The 16,002-nt window shown below is 49.0% G+C and carries 13 protein-coding genes; 7 read left to right on the forward strand and 6 right to left on the reverse strand.

Features of this window, described 5'->3' with window-relative positions; genetic code table 11:
* Positions 1-185 precede the first annotated feature (185 nt).
* Complete coding sequence (locus G441_RS0101980) at positions 186-383, reverse strand: hypothetical protein (protein ID WP_026374798.1); 198 nt, start codon at positions 381-383, stop codon at positions 186-188.
* Between the two features lie 192 nt (positions 384-575).
* On the opposite strand from G441_RS0101980, the gene G441_RS0101985 reads away from it, so the two are divergent.
* The 5 genes from G441_RS0101985 (at position 576) to G441_RS17705 (ending at position 5,324) form a co-directional block, all read left to right on the forward strand.
* Entirely contained in the window at positions 576-1,355 is a 780-nt protein-coding gene (locus G441_RS0101985) for a PhzF family phenazine biosynthesis protein (RefSeq protein WP_026374799.1), read from the forward strand.
* A gap of 14 nt (positions 1,356-1,369) precedes the next feature.
* A complete protein-coding gene (locus G441_RS0101990) occupies positions 1,370-2,266 on the forward strand; it encodes a prenyltransferase (protein WP_034474128.1) in 897 nt (298 codons plus the stop codon).
* Between the two features lie 9 nt (positions 2,267-2,275).
* Positions 2,276-2,974 carry an SOS response-associated peptidase family protein gene (locus G441_RS0101995; RefSeq protein ID WP_026374801.1) on the forward strand — a complete coding sequence of 233 codons (699 nt, stop codon included), beginning with the start codon at positions 2,276-2,278 and terminating at the stop codon, positions 2,972-2,974.
* The gene (locus G441_RS0102000; RefSeq protein ID WP_026374802.1) at positions 2,967-4,154 is read left to right on the forward strand and encodes an acyltransferase family protein; all 1,188 of its coding nucleotides are present in this window, start codon (positions 2,967-2,969) and stop codon (positions 4,152-4,154) included. The genes G441_RS0101995 and G441_RS0102000 overlap by 8 nt, the downstream gene beginning before the upstream one ends.
* Positions 4,155-4,370: 216 nt before the next feature.
* Positions 4,371-5,324, forward strand: coding sequence for a DUF4382 domain-containing protein (locus tag G441_RS17705; protein WP_051275267.1), 954 nt, complete (start codon positions 4,371-4,373; stop codon positions 5,322-5,324).
* Positions 5,325-5,363: 39 nt separating this feature from the next.
* Here G441_RS17705 and G441_RS0102010 read toward each other — a convergent pair whose 3' ends face one another.
* The 5 genes from G441_RS0102010 to G441_RS0102030 form a co-directional block, all read right to left on the reverse strand.
* Positions 5,364-6,593 (reverse strand): ABC transporter permease, encoded by a 1,230-nt coding sequence (locus G441_RS0102010; protein ID WP_420806135.1) that lies wholly within the window; start codon positions 6,591-6,593, stop codon positions 5,364-5,366.
* Positions 6,594-6,604: 11 nt separating this feature from the next.
* Positions 6,605-7,918 (reverse strand): ABC transporter permease, encoded by a 1,314-nt coding sequence (locus G441_RS0102015; RefSeq protein WP_026374804.1) that lies wholly within the window; start codon positions 7,916-7,918, stop codon positions 6,605-6,607.
* An 11-nt stretch (positions 7,919-7,929) separates the two neighbouring features.
* Positions 7,930-8,628 carry an ABC transporter ATP-binding protein gene (locus G441_RS0102020; protein ID WP_026374805.1) on the reverse strand — a complete coding sequence of 233 codons (699 nt, stop codon included), beginning with the start codon at positions 8,626-8,628 and terminating at the stop codon, positions 7,930-7,932.
* Positions 8,629-8,662: 34 nt separating this feature from the next.
* Positions 8,663-9,961, reverse strand: a complete 1,299-nt coding sequence (locus G441_RS0102025; RefSeq protein WP_026374806.1) for an efflux RND transporter periplasmic adaptor subunit — start codon at positions 9,959-9,961, stop codon at positions 8,663-8,665.
* 156 nt (positions 9,962-10,117) lie between these two features.
* Entirely contained in the window at positions 10,118-10,489 is a 372-nt protein-coding gene (locus G441_RS0102030; RefSeq protein ID WP_026374807.1) for a VOC family protein, read from the reverse strand.
* 239 nt (positions 10,490-10,728) lie between these two features.
* Between G441_RS0102030 and G441_RS0102035 the strand changes: the two genes are divergently transcribed.
* Both G441_RS0102035 and G441_RS17710 read left to right on the forward strand, forming a co-directional pair.
* On the forward strand, positions 10,729-14,022 hold the full coding sequence (locus G441_RS0102035) for a VPS10 domain-containing protein (protein ID WP_084407243.1): 3,294 nt from the start codon (positions 10,729-10,731) through the stop codon (positions 14,020-14,022).
* Positions 14,023-14,075: 53 nt separating this feature from the next.
* Positions 14,076-15,965: a TonB-dependent receptor plug domain-containing protein gene (locus G441_RS17710; protein WP_051275268.1), complete on the forward strand. Its 1,890-nt coding sequence runs from the start codon at positions 14,076-14,078 to the stop codon at positions 15,963-15,965.
* The last annotated feature ends 37 nt before the right edge of the window (positions 15,966-16,002 follow it).

Genomic DNA, 16,002 nt, shown 5'->3' on the forward strand with positions numbered 1-16,002 from the left:
TTCTTTCAAGAATGTAAATGAGAAAAGCAACACCGCTCACAAGAGTAATTTCATAGATGAATGGCAATGTTGCGTATCGGCTAAAAAATATCGCCGTTACTAAGCCCAATATAAACAAAATTAACTTCTTGGAAATGAGAGTTGCTTTCATCTTTATGTACCTATTTGGTTTTACATTATTGGCGTTAAATGGTTCCAAACCCCGCACCAAAAGGCACTTCGTAATTGGCTGTCCAACTATGGCTAGATGATGAAAAATCATCAACATATTCAGAAAAACATTCAAGCGATGCATCAATTACTTTGCCGCCTAAATAGCCGTAAATAAAACCAGTTACACCACCACTAACTTGCGTTATTTCTTTTTCAGTTAAGTTCTTCATGATTAATCCTTTAAATTATTACCTGCATCAGTGCAGAAAAATAAAGTACACCCTTAACGTTGAGTTTTCAGCTGGTCTTAAGGATAGTTATCAACATAAATCTAACTGCGGAAAAGGCGATGATTTCAATATTGCAATCGCAATTCAGCAATTGCATAGTTTCCTACCCAACACGTCGCGAAGGTAACTCAAATGGAACTGACGTTATATCAGGTTGATGCATTTACGCAGCAGGTATTCGGTGGCAATCCGGCTGCGGTAGTGCCGCTTCCCGAGTGGCTCCCGGACACCATGCTGCAAAAGATTGCAGAGGAAAATAATCTGTCGGAAACCGCTTTTTTTGTCGCCGAAAATGAGGGCTTCAGGTTGCGCTGGTTTACGCCTGAAGCTGAGGTGGACCTGTGTGGGCACGCTACCTTGGCCACGGCGCACACGTTATTTCATCATTGTGGCTATGAGAAGTCAGCTGTACGTTTTTTTACTAACAGCGGAGGTTTGACTGTAAGGCGCGATCATAAAGGTTACATTATGGATTTCCCCGCCAGTATGCCAGAGCCGGTTACTGCGCCACCGCTGCTGCTGGAAGCGCTGGGCTGCGCAGCAGTGTCAATTCATAAAGCATTCGATTACATTGTTGAGTTGGAGAGTGAATCTCTGCTGGCGAGTCTGACGCCGGATTTTTTCAAGCTTTCAAAACTTGATGGAAGGGGCGTAGTTGTGACGGCGAGGGGAGAGCAGTATGACATAGTGGCTCGTTGCTTTTTCCCTAAGCTTAGAGTGAATGAAGACCCGGTGACGGGTTCCGCGTTCTGTGAGTTGACACCTTTTTGGGCCGACAAGTCAGCACAGCACGCATTTCACGCCCGCCAGCTATCTTCGCGCGGTGGAGATTTATTCTGTGAGCTTAAAGGTGATCGAGTCTATTTAACTGGATATGCTGCAGACTATATGCAGGCAACCATCAGCTTATAGGGGCTGGAGCGGTCATGTCCTCCCACACCATATTTGCCACGTTGCAGACAATGCGGCCGCCTTTTTTACTGCTTGCTCTGATCTGTGTGGCTCTTGGCATTGCAAGCGCGGTCGCAATAGGCGCGGACATTTTAATCAGTAAAATCATATTGGCCATAATTGGGGGACTCAGTGCTCATATCGCAGTGAATTGTCTGAATGAATATCAGGATTATAACAGCGGTCTCGATTTAGCGACGACGCGCACGCCTTTTAGCGGTGGCAGTGGGGCGCTAGTCGATACGCCGTCAGCGGCGTTTTCAAGTCATGCCGTTGCCATCGTCTGTCTCACCGTTTCCATGGCAATAGGTGTGTATTTTGCGATGTCGATAGGTTGGGGAATTGTCCCGCTTGGCTTATTGGGTATCACTATCATTGTCAGTTACACCCGATGGCTGAACCGATTTGCGTATTTGTGTTTAATAGCGCCGGGGCTGGCCTTTGGACCGCTTATGATTTGCGGTACGCACTACGTATTTAGCGGTGACTACTCGGTGCCGTCCTTACTCATCTCAATGGTGGTGTTTTTTCTGGCCAATAACCTTCTACTGTTAAATCAGTTTCCAGATGTTGAAGCCGACAGACAGCACGGGCGCAATCACCTTGTTATCCGCCATGGTTTTTCCGTTTCGATTCTGGTGTACATAGCGTTTTGGCTGGCATCAGTGATTATGCTTTCTATCTGCCTTGCTGTGGCAGCGTTGCCACCTGGTGCGGCGATTGGTTTTTTACCTTTGATGCTAGGCGCAGTAGTGTCGGTAAAACTGAAAGAGGCGCACAAGCATCTCGACTCTCTTGTGCCACTAATGGCAATAAACGTGATCATGACTCTGCTAACGCCGGCAGTGATCGCAGTAAGTCTGCTAGTGTAGGAATAGCCTATGTGTGGACGTTTGAATGTCATTGACGATGCCGGTGTACAGGGACTGTGTGAGCAGTTAGGTATTGAACTGTGGCCAGAGACGGGGATGGTTGAACAGCGTTTTATTCGCGCCACACAGCCAGTGTCTATTGTTCGGCAGAAAAACGGTATTACGCGGATGGATAATGCCATTTGGTGGCTGTTACTTGAAGCAACTGAAAGCGGATTCAAGCCTTCAAAATATACGTCGTTTAATACCCGCTATGACAAGCTTAATGTGCCACGCAGCGCAGGTTTCATACCTTTTCGGCAAAGTCGCTGTATTATTCCGGCCAAAGGATTTGGTGAAACCGAGTTTATCAATAAAAAACCATTGCACTACCATGACATGATCGCATTGGAAGGTGAAGCCATTGCTTTCGGTGGCCTGTATAAGGAGTGGGTGCATAAGGATACCGGCGAGGTCACACTGTCATGCTCTGTGATCACCTTGCCGCCCCATGAAAAGCTTCAGCATATTCACACCAAAGCGATGCCACTGATGCTGCCTCAGCATGATGAGACCATAGCAATGTGGCTTGACCCGACTGTCACAGACTCTCGTGTCTCTGAGCCGTTATTGCAGCCGCATATTCCGCAAGATTTGTACGCGCAGCAAATTGATAAACCCTCAACCTATCGACCAGTTGGCGAGCGGTTTTTAATTCATCATGACTGATAATTGCAAGCCCGCACCGTTGCCGGCATTGACAGGAATTCGCTTTGTCGCAATTTTCCATATCTTCATGTATCACTTGTGGGCGGTGTTTACCTATTACAGTGGCCAGACAGCACAAGCACAGGGCTTACTCCAGGGCATGTCTGAATTCCCTGCGTGGTTGATGGTATTTCTATCCAACGGTTGGGTCTCAACCAGTCTGTTTTTTATGCTGTCTGGCTTTATCCTGTCCTATCTTTACTGGCAGGTTGATGGAGAATTGCGCGACGGTAAGAGACAGTTCTGGCTAAAGCGCTTTGCGCGCATCTATCCGGTTCACCTTGTCGTTCTGGCGATACTCATCGCGGTAAAACTGGGTGTTTACATTGAAGAGGAGCGTTCAGCGATGCTCCTGATAGGCAGCGCTGTTGGCACGGCCACGCTGATGCAAGCCTGGTATCCTCCCTTTGTACCGATATGGAGCTGGCCCTCCTGGACCATATCAGTGCTGGTGTTTTTATACCTGTTGATGCCTTACCTGATAAAAGCGTTGAATTTATTGACCTGTAAACAGCAAAAAACGCTGCTGACCATACTTCCGCTCATTTCGCTGCTTCCTGCCCTTGGCTACTATCTTTACGTAGGGATAAACGCACCGTGGCAAATGCATACAGAATTATTCTTTAGCAATTTCCCGCTATTCTGGGTGCCGTATTTTGTCTCCGGCATGTTACTGAGTCGGGTCGTATCTATCAGCGGTGCAAGCTCAACCAATTCTGCTGCTTCATTTTTTTCTCTGGGAGACGTTGCGTTGGGGCTATTAATTGGCATCGCATGTATACCTTCGCTGGATACTTATCTGGTTTATTTTCTGAGGTTTGGCCTGCTGATGCCGCTTTATATGGTGTTTATCATTGATTTGGCTAAAGGTAAGGGGTTCGTGGCAAGACTGCTTTCAAGTTCGATAATGCAACGCTTGGGTGACATCGGCTTTTCAATTTTCATTTGGCAGGCATTTGTTTTGGCAGTCGCGTTTATATCCATCGAGCATTTCCCGCAACTTGCTGACGTTCATCTTGCCTTGGCGGTTATTCTTGTATTGCTACTCGCGGTCTTTAGTACCTACGTGATTGAAAAACCATTAGCCAGAGCAATAGTGAAGCGGTTTTCCCGTCGCGCTAATTCTACGTGTTGCAAATAACAGACACGCACACAAGTCCCGTAAAACTGCGGGCATGGGAAGTCTGGTGGCGGTTATTCTTTGAACTGACTGTATCTTTGCGCATACAAGCTTCACCCCCTCAATACCGACACTCTCTTCTACACCCCTTAACATATAAGCCTCAGCACAACCTTTCTAATGTGGTCTGAAAGTTGCTGAACGAATAAGACCTTATGCAGTATTTGGGAAATAAGTATGCAAACAATAAAGAATTCACTGATCATGGCGCTGGCTGGGACCGTTTTAACTGCGTGCGGCGGTTCTGGTGACAGTTCTGACACACTTCAGCCAGAACCACCTGAGTCAACACTTCCTACCACACTATCTGTCAATGTCTCTGATGCACCGGTTGATGATGCACTTGCCGTCGTTGTCGAATTTGATTCTGTTGAACTCGTTGGCACGGGCAATCCCATTGTGATTGATGTGAGAGATGAGCAGGACAATCCTAAGCAAGTTGATCTCCTGCAGTTTCAAGGCGCTGATTTTGATTCTTTGTTGGAAGACGTCGAGGTGCCTGCCGGTACCTATGAACAATTTCGACTCAATGTAACAGAAAACTCATACATCGAACTCGAGCAAGGAACCTTTGCGCTTCGGGTGCCCAGTGGACAGCTCAAACTGGATGGATTCACTTTAGCTGAAGAACAGCAGGCAACCTTTACGGTTGAATTTGATCTACGCAAAGCCCTGGTTGATCCGCCCGGAAGAGCGGAAGTACAGCTGAAACCTCGCGGTGTACGTCTGGTACAAAACGACCTGACCGGTGCGATTGAAGGTAGCGTTGCACAATCTCTGGTACTGGCTGAAGTCTGTCTGGACAAAACCGACGTTAATAAGGGGAATGCTGTCTATATCTATCAGGGACATACTCACGAGCTTAGCAATCTTGGTGATGACACCGACGAAGCAGCGGATGAGAGTGAAGTTTCTCCCTATACAATCGGTGAGGTCGATTTTGATGATGAGCAGGGCTACCGTTTTGAAGTCGCCTATTTGCCAGCCGGCGAATATACCGTTGGCTTTACCTGTCTGGCCTTAAATGATGTACCAGAGAGTGATGAGGGCGCCGAGCAAGGGTTTGAAATACAAGCCAAGCTTGAAGTGGTATTGAGCGCTGAACAAACTGTCACTGTAGACTTTGAGTAAAAAAGTAATCCGCCAGCTCAGGCTGGCGGATAATTTCTTTTAAACCGTTCTTGTCGCCAAAGCGGGTGAGACTTGAGCTGCCTTTCTTGCCGGTCCGTAAACTGCCAGTTGCCCGACAATCCATAGCACAACCATACCGGCCGGCACGTAATACCATTCAATACGGCTCATTTCGAAGGTGTTGACCAGCAGAATGTTCAGTCCGACTGTCAGTGCTGCGCCAAGTAACACGCCCATCGTTGAAATCAAAAAGTTTTCCAACATGAAATAGCGCATGATAGAGCCTTGTGATGCACCCAGTGCACGACGAGTGCCAATCTGCTTTTTGCGGCGGTTGACGCTGAAGCTCGCTAAACCAACAATCCCCAGAGCCGTGACAATGGTCAGGATAACCATCACCGTAGTAAGGATCTTAATCATGCCGCTGTGCTGTCGATAGGTACGCTCGCGGGTTTCTTCGACACTACGCAGGCTGCGAATAATTCGGCCACGGTTGCTGTCAGCCAGCATCTGCTCAACTTGCGGCATTAACGTATCCCGCATGCCGGGTTCAGCGCGGATGAAATACCTGGTTGAGGTGAACAGCATTTTTTGTGGTACTAGCATGGAATTTTCAACATTGCTCCAGCCCGGCCAGGGTGCCTGCAGCTTGTCAATCACGCCCTTGATGATCATAGGTTCATCATTGTTGATATAGACCGTTTTGCCAATGGATTCTGCAACGGGCAGATCGGGAAAAAGTCTCTCTACCATCGCTTGTGAAAGTATCACCAGATCAGGCCAACTGCTTTCACCATTGCCGCGCCATAGAATGTCATTCGCAGTAAAGTTTTCTCCTGCGATAAGTTCGACATCCAGGGTATCCAGCCCCTGTTCGTCTACCATATAGACGGCCACGCCGGTGCCTTCGATATCCTCACCTGGCTCGGTTTGCAGTCCCATTGACCAGCCGCCACCGCTGACTGGAATTGCGTTGATCTGAATGGCATTGCGCACACCAGGGGTGTTGCGTATGGCTTCTAGGTCAGCCGTAACCGTTGATTGTTCATCAAAGTCGGTTGCGAAACCTGTGCTGCTTAAAAAGAACGAATTTGCATCATCAAGGCCGCTTTCTCTGGCCATCAACTGACTGCGTTCCTGAATAATAAATATTGCATTAACAATAATGGTCATGGTCACTGCAATCTGCAGGGCGATCAGTAACGCCCCAACTTTATTGCGCTTAAGAGCACGAAGAATAGGACCGACTTCCCAGTTTGTAGCAGACATAATCATTTCCTCTATTGGCTCTTAAGTTGACCGGCTGGCGCAATGTTGCAGGCGCGCCAGGTCGGATATAGCCCGGCAAGAATGCTTGATACCAGTGCCAGAGCTAACGCGACAATGATCATGTTGGTGTCCATATGTACCATTTTGCTCACAAATTCACCGAAGATCGCTTCAATTCCTCGCAAACCTAACCAAGCCAATCCGAGCCCGGCTAATCCACCTGCTAGTCCAATCATGGCGGTTTCTACCAGATGCTGACGGAACAGATCGCCACGGCTGGCACCGACAGCGCGACGCAGGCCAATCTCTGAAGCCTTGGTAGAAAATTTGGCCAGTAGCAGACCGATGGTGTTAAGTAGACAAACCGCCAGGAACATAAATGACAACCACAGCATGACTTCGGCATCATCATTCACAACATTGTTGTATTCCATCCACTGCATTACGTCAGAGAGCTTATTGTTGAGAGGACGGGGAAAACGTCCAAGCGCCTTTTGCTGGTTTGCGTAATTGTCCAGAAAGTCCATATAGCGCTGTTTGTCAGCATCGCTGGGTAGCTCTACCCACATTTGATAATTCACACATTCGGACTGCAGGAAGGCAATGAACCCATCACCATCAGGCTCCTTCCAGCAATTCACATTGCCTGAACTTGGCAGCTCTAGTGGCATTTTTAGCGCAAGAGGTAAGTAGACTTCTTCGGTATCATCGAACGCGCCGGTGGTTACATCGTAAAAACGAGGAACAGGCTGCCAGTCATCAACGACGCCAACGATGCGAAAGTTTTCGCCAGCGACACGTAAGGTTTGTCCAACTGAGTTCTCACCACCAAAGTTTCTGTCATTGGTGGCTTTGCTGATTACAGCCACAAGTTGTTCCTGCTCATCTGCAGCTGCATCCCAGGCACTGCCGTATAGGAATGGCACATCAAACATGCTGAAGAAGTCAGAGTAGGTCAGTCGCATAGACGCCAGATACGGTTTACTGTCCTGATCTGCCGGTTCAATTACACCGTTTGAACTTGCCATCGCAGCCTGCCTGAACGCCGCCTTTTCCTGCATCAGGTTGGTTGCATCAGTCCAGGTTATTTGATCAGGTGGATCATTTGGCTCTCTCGCGGGTTGGTAAGGGTCCCAGCTATCCAGCTGCACATAGAATAGTTTGTCACTCTTATGTGGGATAGGGTCGGAAGACATCACATAGTTGACGGTAAGGATGGTCATACAGGCACCGATACCCAGAGCAATGGCTGTCACCATTAAGGCACTCAGGATCGGATTGCGACGCAGACTCTTTAGTGAAAGTTTCAGGTAATATTGGAACATGACATAAGTCCTTACGCCGTTGCCGCTTTCAGTGGCATAACATTGTCCACCTCACTGACACGTCCATCACGCACCTGAATGTTGCGCTTTGCTTCGGCCGCAAGTTGCGGGTCGTGAGTGACCATTATGATGGTGGTGCCGGTATCATTAATAGATTTCAACAGTTCCATTACACTGGTTGCCATCTGTGAGTCCAGGTTGCCAGTAGGTTCGTCGGCCAGTAAGAATCGAGGCTCACCGGCCAAGGCTCTGGCAATTGCAACACGTTGCTGCTGACCACCGGAAAGCTGTGCAGGAAGGTGTTTCATGCGATTGGCGAGGCCAACGGTCTCCAGGCTTTGCTCTATACGGCGTTTGCGCTCCGCACTGTTAAACCCGCGATAACGCAGAGGGACGTCCACGTTGTCAAACAGATCCAAATCGGGAATGAGGTTAAAGCTCTGAAAAATAAATCCAATTTTCTCATTTCGCATACGCGAACGCTGTTTATCATTGAAATGGCTGACATCTTCTCCATCCAACTGATAGATTCCGCCATCAAAGGTTTCCAGCAGCCCTGCGATATTCAGGAAGGTGGTTTTGCCTGAACCCGAAGGCCCTGTCACCGCCACAAACTCCCCTTCATCTACCTGTAAGTTGAAATCACGCAGGGCGTGGGTTTCCACAACGTCCGTACGAAATACCTTCTTGATGTCTGTCATGGTTAGCATGTTAGTTCCTCGTTGTTTTAATTTGGTTTGGGGGCTAGTCAGTTATCAGGACGGCATCCGCCCCGTTGAATTGGTCGGTACTGGAAATCACAATGGTGTCGCCGATATTCAGGCCTCCCAGAATTTCCACACTGGACAGGCTTCTGGCACCGGTTTCAATGCTGATGCGTCTGGCAATGCCTTGTTCAACCTTGTAAGCAACACGTCCACCGCCACTTTCCAGAAACTGACCGCGCTGAACCATCAATACGTCATCACGGTTTTCCATTAGAATACGGGTGGTCAAACGCTGGTTCTGCCGTAATCCCTGTGGTGGTTGAACTGAATTCCCTGAGCGATCGATGGCGGCGAAACGCACCCGACCGGTCACCTGATTGTTCTCGATCTCGGGCGAGATAGTGACCAGTTGTGCCGGATGCGTTTCACCATTAAGTGAGACTTCTGCTGCCATACCGATAGCCAAATCGTCTGCGTAGCTTTCCGGAATAGCCACTTCCATTTCAAATTCGGTTAAGTCAACCACGCTCATGATCGATGTATCCTGCGCGACCTGATTCTTTTGCTCGAAGGCAAGGTTGCCCACAATGCCGTCTACCGGCGAGCGAACCGTGAGCTGTTCTACTTTGCGGCTTAACTCTTCAATAAGCAGTGACTGGCGCTCTGTTTGCAGCTCCATGGCTTTCAGTTCAAAAGCCAGGCTTTCTTTATTTAAATTCGCGTCTTGCACTGCATGCTGGTAGACCAGTTTGGCGTTTTGCAGGTCGTCCTGGGCCTTTTCGTAATCAATATTGCTGATTGACTGCGATTCCCAGGCTTTGTCGGCACGGCGTTTTTCACGCTCTGCCGCGGTCAGTGCTACCTTGGCCATATCCACCGCTTTTTGGTTTTCCAATGCCTGTTTTTTGGCCTGAATACGCTGCCTGTCCAGGGCCATTTCACTTTCTGCCAGACTGGCTTGTTCCTGTTTAAGTTGATTAGTCAGTTCAGGGCTATCGATGGTGGCAAGGATTTGGTCTTTGCTGACGCTATCACCTGCATCAACGGTATAAGTGATAGTGCCTTGCGCGGGTGCGTAAAGTTTAGGACTCACGGCAGCAACAACACGGCCTTGTACGGATAAATCACGCACCAAATCGCCTCTTTGTACAGTCGCAAAGCGCAGGCGTTCGGCTGATACACTGGTATCGCTGCTGCTCCATTTACTGACAGTCGGGCCAACATAGAACAGCATAGCGAGCGCTATCAGTACAATAGCGGCGCCGATCCAAATCGGTCGTTTAGTGGATGTTTTTGTCAGCACAACATCCTGTGCGCTTGTATCAGTTATTTTCATTGCGTCACTTCTCGCCTGAGCACGTTAGTGCGGGGAACAATCAATGACTAAGTCGAGAGTGAAACGAGGAAAGTTTAAATGAGGGTAAAAATTTTCTGGTAGGTCACAAACACAGGGCAGGGTTGACGATAAGCTTTATCGCCAACCGACAAATGTTTAACCGAAGTGATTAAAGCAAATTTTGTTGCCGTCTGCGTCACGTACGTAGGCGCCATAAAACACATCGGGAATGCGCTGACCTGGCTCACCATCGCAACTGGCACCAAGCTCAATGGCTTTTTTATACAGAGCATCAACGCCTTCTTTGCTGCCTGGAGCAAAGGCTAGCATGTTGCCGTTACCGGGATGAGAAGGCTGTTCGTCAAATGGAATGCATACCGCTAGCATCGGTGACTTCATATCTTTACCGATGAAGACGATCCTGTCCATATTGACTAGACGCTTAACGCCGAAGTCGCCAAGAAGTTGTTCGTAAAAGCTCGCGGCCTTCTCTAAATCTGAGACGCCAAGTGTTGCATAGCTAATCATGTGTGGTCCTCTTGAATGGGAGTGTATGAAACGTTATTAGTACTTTAGGTCATCTCATCAGGATCGTCACTTTGTAAATATTTATTCGATAAATCAACAGCCTTGGTCTAGGGTTAAATGCAAATAAACGAACGTCAGTTGTTTGTTGTTCCACGCTGTAACGTGAAGCCCTGAAAACAGTGCCATCGTCTGGATTAGTTACTGACATTACAACTTTTGACTATCTCCGGGTGATCTCCATGAGTCTTTACAGCATATCGCGGGCCGCCAAGGCCATATTTTTATTCACACTGGTTTTCTGTTGTTCGATCTTGTCGGCCAAAGATGACGATAAGGGACCGTTATCCAGCGCCACCTTTAAAGGCATGGCACTGCGCAACATTGGACCTGCATTTATGTCCGGACGCATCGCCGATATCGCGATTGATGCTAACGATACCAGTATCTGGTACGTCGGGGTCGGCTCAGGAGGTGTCTGGAAAACCCAGAATAGCGGTATTACCTGGTCGCCAGTGTTTGATGATCAGACTGTGTATTCCATTGGCGCTGTGGTGTTGGATCCAAGTAACAGCAATACAGTATGGGTGGGCACGGGTGAAAACGTCGGTGGTCGCCATGTCAGTTTTGGTGACGGTGTGTATGTCAGTCATGATGGTGGCGCAAACTGGAAGAATATGGGTCTCAAACAAACTGGCCATATTTCGGAAATCATAGTTCATCCCCAAGATTCCAATACCGTTTGGGTTGCCGCTCAGGGGCCACTCTGGAGCAAAGGAGGCGAGCGAGGCCTGTATAAAACCACTGATGGCGGTGAAAGCTGGCAACGTGTGCTCAATATCGACGACTGGACCGGCGTCACAGATGTCGTGATAGACCCTCGCAATCCTGACATAATGTATGCGGCCAGCTGGCAGCGTCATCGCACGGTTGCTGCTTACTATGGCGGCGGTCCCGGCAGTGGGCTGCACAAATCAACCGATGGTGGCAACACATGGCAGAAGCTTTCTCAGGGTTTGCCTTCTGGCGAAATGGGCAAGATAGGCCTGGCGATATCACCGATTGATCCTGATGTAGTGTACGCTGCCATTGAACTTAATAGACGAACTGGCGCGGTGTATCGTTCCTCAGATCGTGGTGCCAACTGGGTGAAAGGTGCAGATGCTGTTGCCGGTGGTACCGGGCCACATTATTACCAGGAGCTGTGGGCCAGTCCGCATTATTTTGACCACATTTATCTGGCTGGCGTGATTGTTCAGGAATCGCGGGATGGCGGTAAAACCTTCAGCAATATGAATACCGAGCATAAGCATGTTGACCATCATGCCATGGAGTTTATTGCTGATGACAAAGATTACATGATGCAGGGCACCGATGGTGGGCTATATGAGAGCTTTGACCGTGGTAAAACATGGAGACACTTCACAAATTTACCGGTTACCCAGTATTACAAAGTGGCGGTCGATGACGATATGCCGTTCTACAACGTGTATGGCGGTACCCAGGACAACAACACCCAGGGAGGGCCATCGCGCACGGATAATGTTAACGGCATAACCAATGCCGACTGGCAGGTAGTGCTCTTTGGTGATGGGCATCAGCCTGCCACCGAGCCTGGCAACCCAGACATTGTTTATGCCAACTGGCAACAGGGTAATATGGTGCGTTACGATCGTACTACCGGAGAAATCGTCTATATCAGGCCTCAGCCCGGCGAAGGGGAGCCTCCAGAGCGGTATAACTGGGATGCGCCTATTCTGGTCAGTCCGCACAGTCCGACCCGTTTGTATTTTGCTTCACATCGGGTATTTAGATCTGATAACCGCGGTGATACCTGGACAGCAATATCTGGCGATCTGACCAAAAATCTGGAACGCATTCGTCAACCCATCATGGGTAGCACGCAAGGCTGGGATGGCGCGTGGGATATCTTTGCCATGTCTCAGTACAGCACGATTACGTCGTTAGCTGAGTCACCCGTTCAGGAAGGGCTTATCTACGCAGGAACCGATGACGGTCATATTCAGGTCACAGAAAACGGTGGCCAAAGCTGGCGCAAGATTGATGTTGAAAAATTGCCGAAGGTACCTAAAACGGCATTTGTAAACGACATCAAAGCGGACATGTTTGATGCAGACACGGTGTATGTTGCTCTGGATAATCACAAGTTTGGTGATTACACACCTTACCTTTATAAAAGTACCAATCGCGGCAAAAGCTGGAAATCAATAGCTGGAAATCTACCAGATAATCATCTCGTCTGGCGGGTCGTGCAGGACCATGTGGAATCAAAACTGATGTTCGCAGGTACAGAATTCGGCGTGTTTTTCACCGTTGATGGTGGTGAAAAATGGGTGGAATTAAATGGCGGCGTACCAACCATTTCATTTCGTGATCTCGCCATTCAGCGCAGAGAAAATGATTTAGTCGGGGCAACCTTTGGACGAGGGTTCTACATTCTCGATGACTACAGCGCTTTGCGCAGTGTGTCTGAACAAGCGCTGGACAATGAAGCACTGCTTTTTTCTCCTCGCGATGCGCTTTGGTACATCGAGAGAATGCCGCTTGGCAACGGTACCAAAGGCTCATTTGGTGATGGCATGTACGTCGCTCCAAATCCTGAATATGGTGCCATGTTTACCTATTACCTGAAAGACGATATCAAGAGCCTTAAAGCACAGCGTCAGGCCCGTGAAAAAGCACTAAAAGACGACGATAAAGCGCTGTCCATTCCTAGCTGGGATGCGTTGGAGGCTGAACATCGTCAGCAAACACCTGCCATTTGGTTTACCGTGCGTGATGCGCAGGGCGAAGTGGTCAGGAAAATATCAGCTGCGGCTAAAAAGGGCGTACACAGGGTAAATTGGGATTTACGCTGGCCTGCCCATCAGGCACTGGGCATGCAGGGCAACTACTTCTCGCCAGAGCCACAAGGTATGCTGGTTGCACCGGGCACCTACACGGTGAGTATGAGCAAGGAAGTCGATGGCGTGATCACTGAGCTACAGCCCGCTCGTCCTTTCAATGTTGTGCAAATGCATGATGCTGGCGCGCTCAAAGAGATTGACGCACAGCAAGTCACTGCCTTCTGGAAAGAAGTCGCCAGCGTGCAACGTCTGTCCAGTGCCATGTCTACGGCGCTCAGAGACGGCGTGAAGCATCTTGATATGCTCGAGCAGGCCATGGACCGCACCGCCGCAGAGCCAGGTGGACTCGATGCTACATTCGCCTCACTGCGCAATAACCTGTTGGCAATTGATACTAAACTCAATGGTAACCCAGCGAAAAATCAGGTTGGTGCCTGGAGTGATGTCAGCGTAGGCGACCGACTGTTCCACGTGCAGATCGGCACGTTCAGATCGACGTATGGACCGACGCCTGCGATCAGAACCAGTCTCGACCTGGCCAAGCAGGAGATCACAAAATTACGTACTGAATTAACTAACATATTGGAACAGGATATTCCCGCCTTCGAACAGGCGTTACAAGATCAGGGAGCGCCCTGGATACCAGGTCAGTCGTTACCCCAGTTATAACATTGGTTTAATGGAATGCACATCGGGCCCTTGCAGGGCCCGTCTGGAGAGCTATGCGCAAAGCGGTATTGTCATTTGGGCTGGGGTTAATTCCGACGGTGTCCCTGGCGAATGACGCAAAGGACATTGAACGCGTTACCGTCGTATCCAAAGCCCCTATGTATCAACAGGCACTATCAGATGTGCTGCCGGAATATCCCTTATTCGACGAAACGAGTTTCAGTGCGGATAGTCTGGCAACCTTATTTAGCCAGTCACCTGCGGTCAATCTGAATGGTCAGGGAGGGTTACTGCAAAGCATCAGCATTCGCGGCTTCTCGCGCTGGAGAATTCAGACTCTGCTTGAGGGGATCCCGATATACACTGAACGTAGAGCTGGTACGTCAATAGAATTTGTGCCACCTGAATTTGTTGGTCAGGCGTACCTGACGGCGGGTGCTGCATCGACGCAACTGGGCTCTGGCGCAATGGGCGGAGGCATTGACGTGCAGCTAAAAGTGCCACGGGAGACCGCAATGAGTCTGGGGTACGGGATGAATCAATCCTATCGCTACGGGTCGTTGTCTGGCTCAATGCGTCAAGGAACGTCAGATCCAGACTTCTCATGGTTGTTAAGTCATCGTCACGCCAACAACAGCACTGACGGTAACAACGCCGCTATTCATGACCGTTTTGAGCAAAATAGTCTGGTCCTTCGTGCGCAAAGCGATAACAGTTTTATACGCGAAGGGCTGCTGTTGATGTCTTCTGCTAATAACATCGCCAAAGCCAGCGCCGACCTGCCAACCGACAGGATAACGCTATATCCTAAGAATCAGCATGTGGTCGGTAAAGTCAGTATCGATTGGCGAAATGGCTTTTTTTATTTTCACGATAGCGTTTTGGATACCGACGTCACCCGCCCGCAGCGTCGCAGTAATTTTTTGATCAATGAATCCCAGGATATGGGCGCACGTTTTAGTGATGTGTTTTTAGTTGACGATTGGCAGGTATTCTGGCGTGCAGGTGTTGATGCCAGAATAAACGTTACGGCCTATGAAACAGAGCTTGATGCGTTGCAACAGTTGGTGTTTGAACGCAGCAATCTGGATGCGCAGCAATGGCAGGCATTTTTAGCCGTTGACCTTGAGCGCTCATTATTCGATGGCACGCTGGCGACGGGGGGCCGGATTGATCATCACTCACAACGGGATTTCATAGCGCGTGACAAAGCGATTGATAATAACCTTAGCGGCTTTGTTGGTTATCAATATACGCTGTCATCGACACTCTCTTCTTCAGTCTATTTGAGTAGTGCCTATCGCGTGCCAAGTCTCACAGAACGCTTCTTTGATGGCGCAACGCCGCGGGGGAGAGTACAGGGTGACCCAAACCTTGCCACTGAAACCGCGCGTAATATTGAGCTTGCACTATCCTACGACAGCAACGTTGTGTCTGGTTCCATCTCATTGTTTTCTCAAAGTATCGAGAACTACATTGAACGTTTACCTGTTGATGACGAATTGTTGCAGTATCGCAACCTCAATAAAGCGGAAATACAGGGACTGACCTATCAGGCAAAATTGCAGTGGGATCGGAGGCAGGTGCATTGGATATTTCATGTTGGTGGGCAATGGCTGTCTGGACGAGATAATTCGGGCCAAAGGATTGCCGATATTTCACCAGCACAACATCGCATCAGTCTGAGCGGTGCATGGCAAAGCAGCATGGCATTTTTCGGCATTACTCATCGTCAGGCGAGTGATTACCTCGCACCGGGCGAATTGCCGACTGACACTGTCACCACCCTTGATGCTGGGGCAAGTATAGATTTAAGCGCCAACACAAAAATGACCGTCAACCTGACTAATATAACGGATGAGTATTATGTGACGTCTCGTGATGACCTGGCACCCATGGCACGGGGCAGAGATATACAAATTGCGTTCAGTATGATGTTTTAAAAAATAGAGAAGAAAAAAGGGGCTACGCTTCTGCGTA

The organism is Aestuariibacter salexigens DSM 15300, from assembly GCF_000429145.1.
GTDB classification, from domain to species: Bacteria; Pseudomonadota; Gammaproteobacteria; order Enterobacterales; family Alteromonadaceae; genus Aestuariibacter; species Aestuariibacter salexigens.

Bases quoted from the DNA above. Each gene is read 5' to 3' on its own strand.
- G441_RS0101980 (WP_026374798.1), bottom strand. From the start codon at position 383: ATGAAGAACTTAACTGAAAAAGAAATAACGCAAGTTAGTGGTGGTGTA.
- G441_RS0101985 (WP_026374799.1), top strand. From the start codon at position 576: ATGGAACTGACGTTATATCAGGTTGATGCATTTACGCAGCAGGTATTC.
- G441_RS0101990 (WP_034474128.1), top strand. From the start codon at position 1,370: ATGTCCTCCCACACCATATTTGCCACGTTGCAGACAATGCGGCCGCCT.
- G441_RS0101995 (WP_026374801.1), top strand. From the start codon at position 2,276: ATGTGTGGACGTTTGAATGTCATTGACGATGCCGGTGTACAGGGACTG.
- G441_RS0102000 (WP_026374802.1), top strand. From the start codon at position 2,967: ATGACTGATAATTGCAAGCCCGCACCGTTGCCGGCATTGACAGGAATT.
- G441_RS17705 (WP_051275267.1), top strand. From the start codon at position 4,371: ATGCAAACAATAAAGAATTCACTGATCATGGCGCTGGCTGGGACCGTT.
- G441_RS0102010 (WP_420806135.1), bottom strand. From the start codon at position 6,593: ATGTCTGCTACAAACTGGGAAGTCGGTCCTATTCTTCGTGCTCTTAAG.
- G441_RS0102015 (WP_026374804.1), bottom strand. From the start codon at position 7,918: ATGTTCCAATATTACCTGAAACTTTCACTAAAGAGTCTGCGTCGCAAT.
- G441_RS0102020 (WP_026374805.1), bottom strand. From the start codon at position 8,628: ATGCTAACCATGACAGACATCAAGAAGGTATTTCGTACGGACGTTGTG.
- G441_RS0102025 (WP_026374806.1), bottom strand. From the start codon at position 9,961: ATGAAAATAACTGATACAAGCGCACAGGATGTTGTGCTGACAAAAACA.
- G441_RS0102030 (WP_026374807.1), bottom strand. From the start codon at position 10,489: ATGATTAGCTATGCAACACTTGGCGTCTCAGATTTAGAGAAGGCCGCG.
- G441_RS0102035 (WP_084407243.1), top strand. From the start codon at position 10,729: ATGAGTCTTTACAGCATATCGCGGGCCGCCAAGGCCATATTTTTATTC.
- G441_RS17710 (WP_051275268.1), top strand. From the start codon at position 14,076: ATGCGCAAAGCGGTATTGTCATTTGGGCTGGGGTTAATTCCGACGGTG.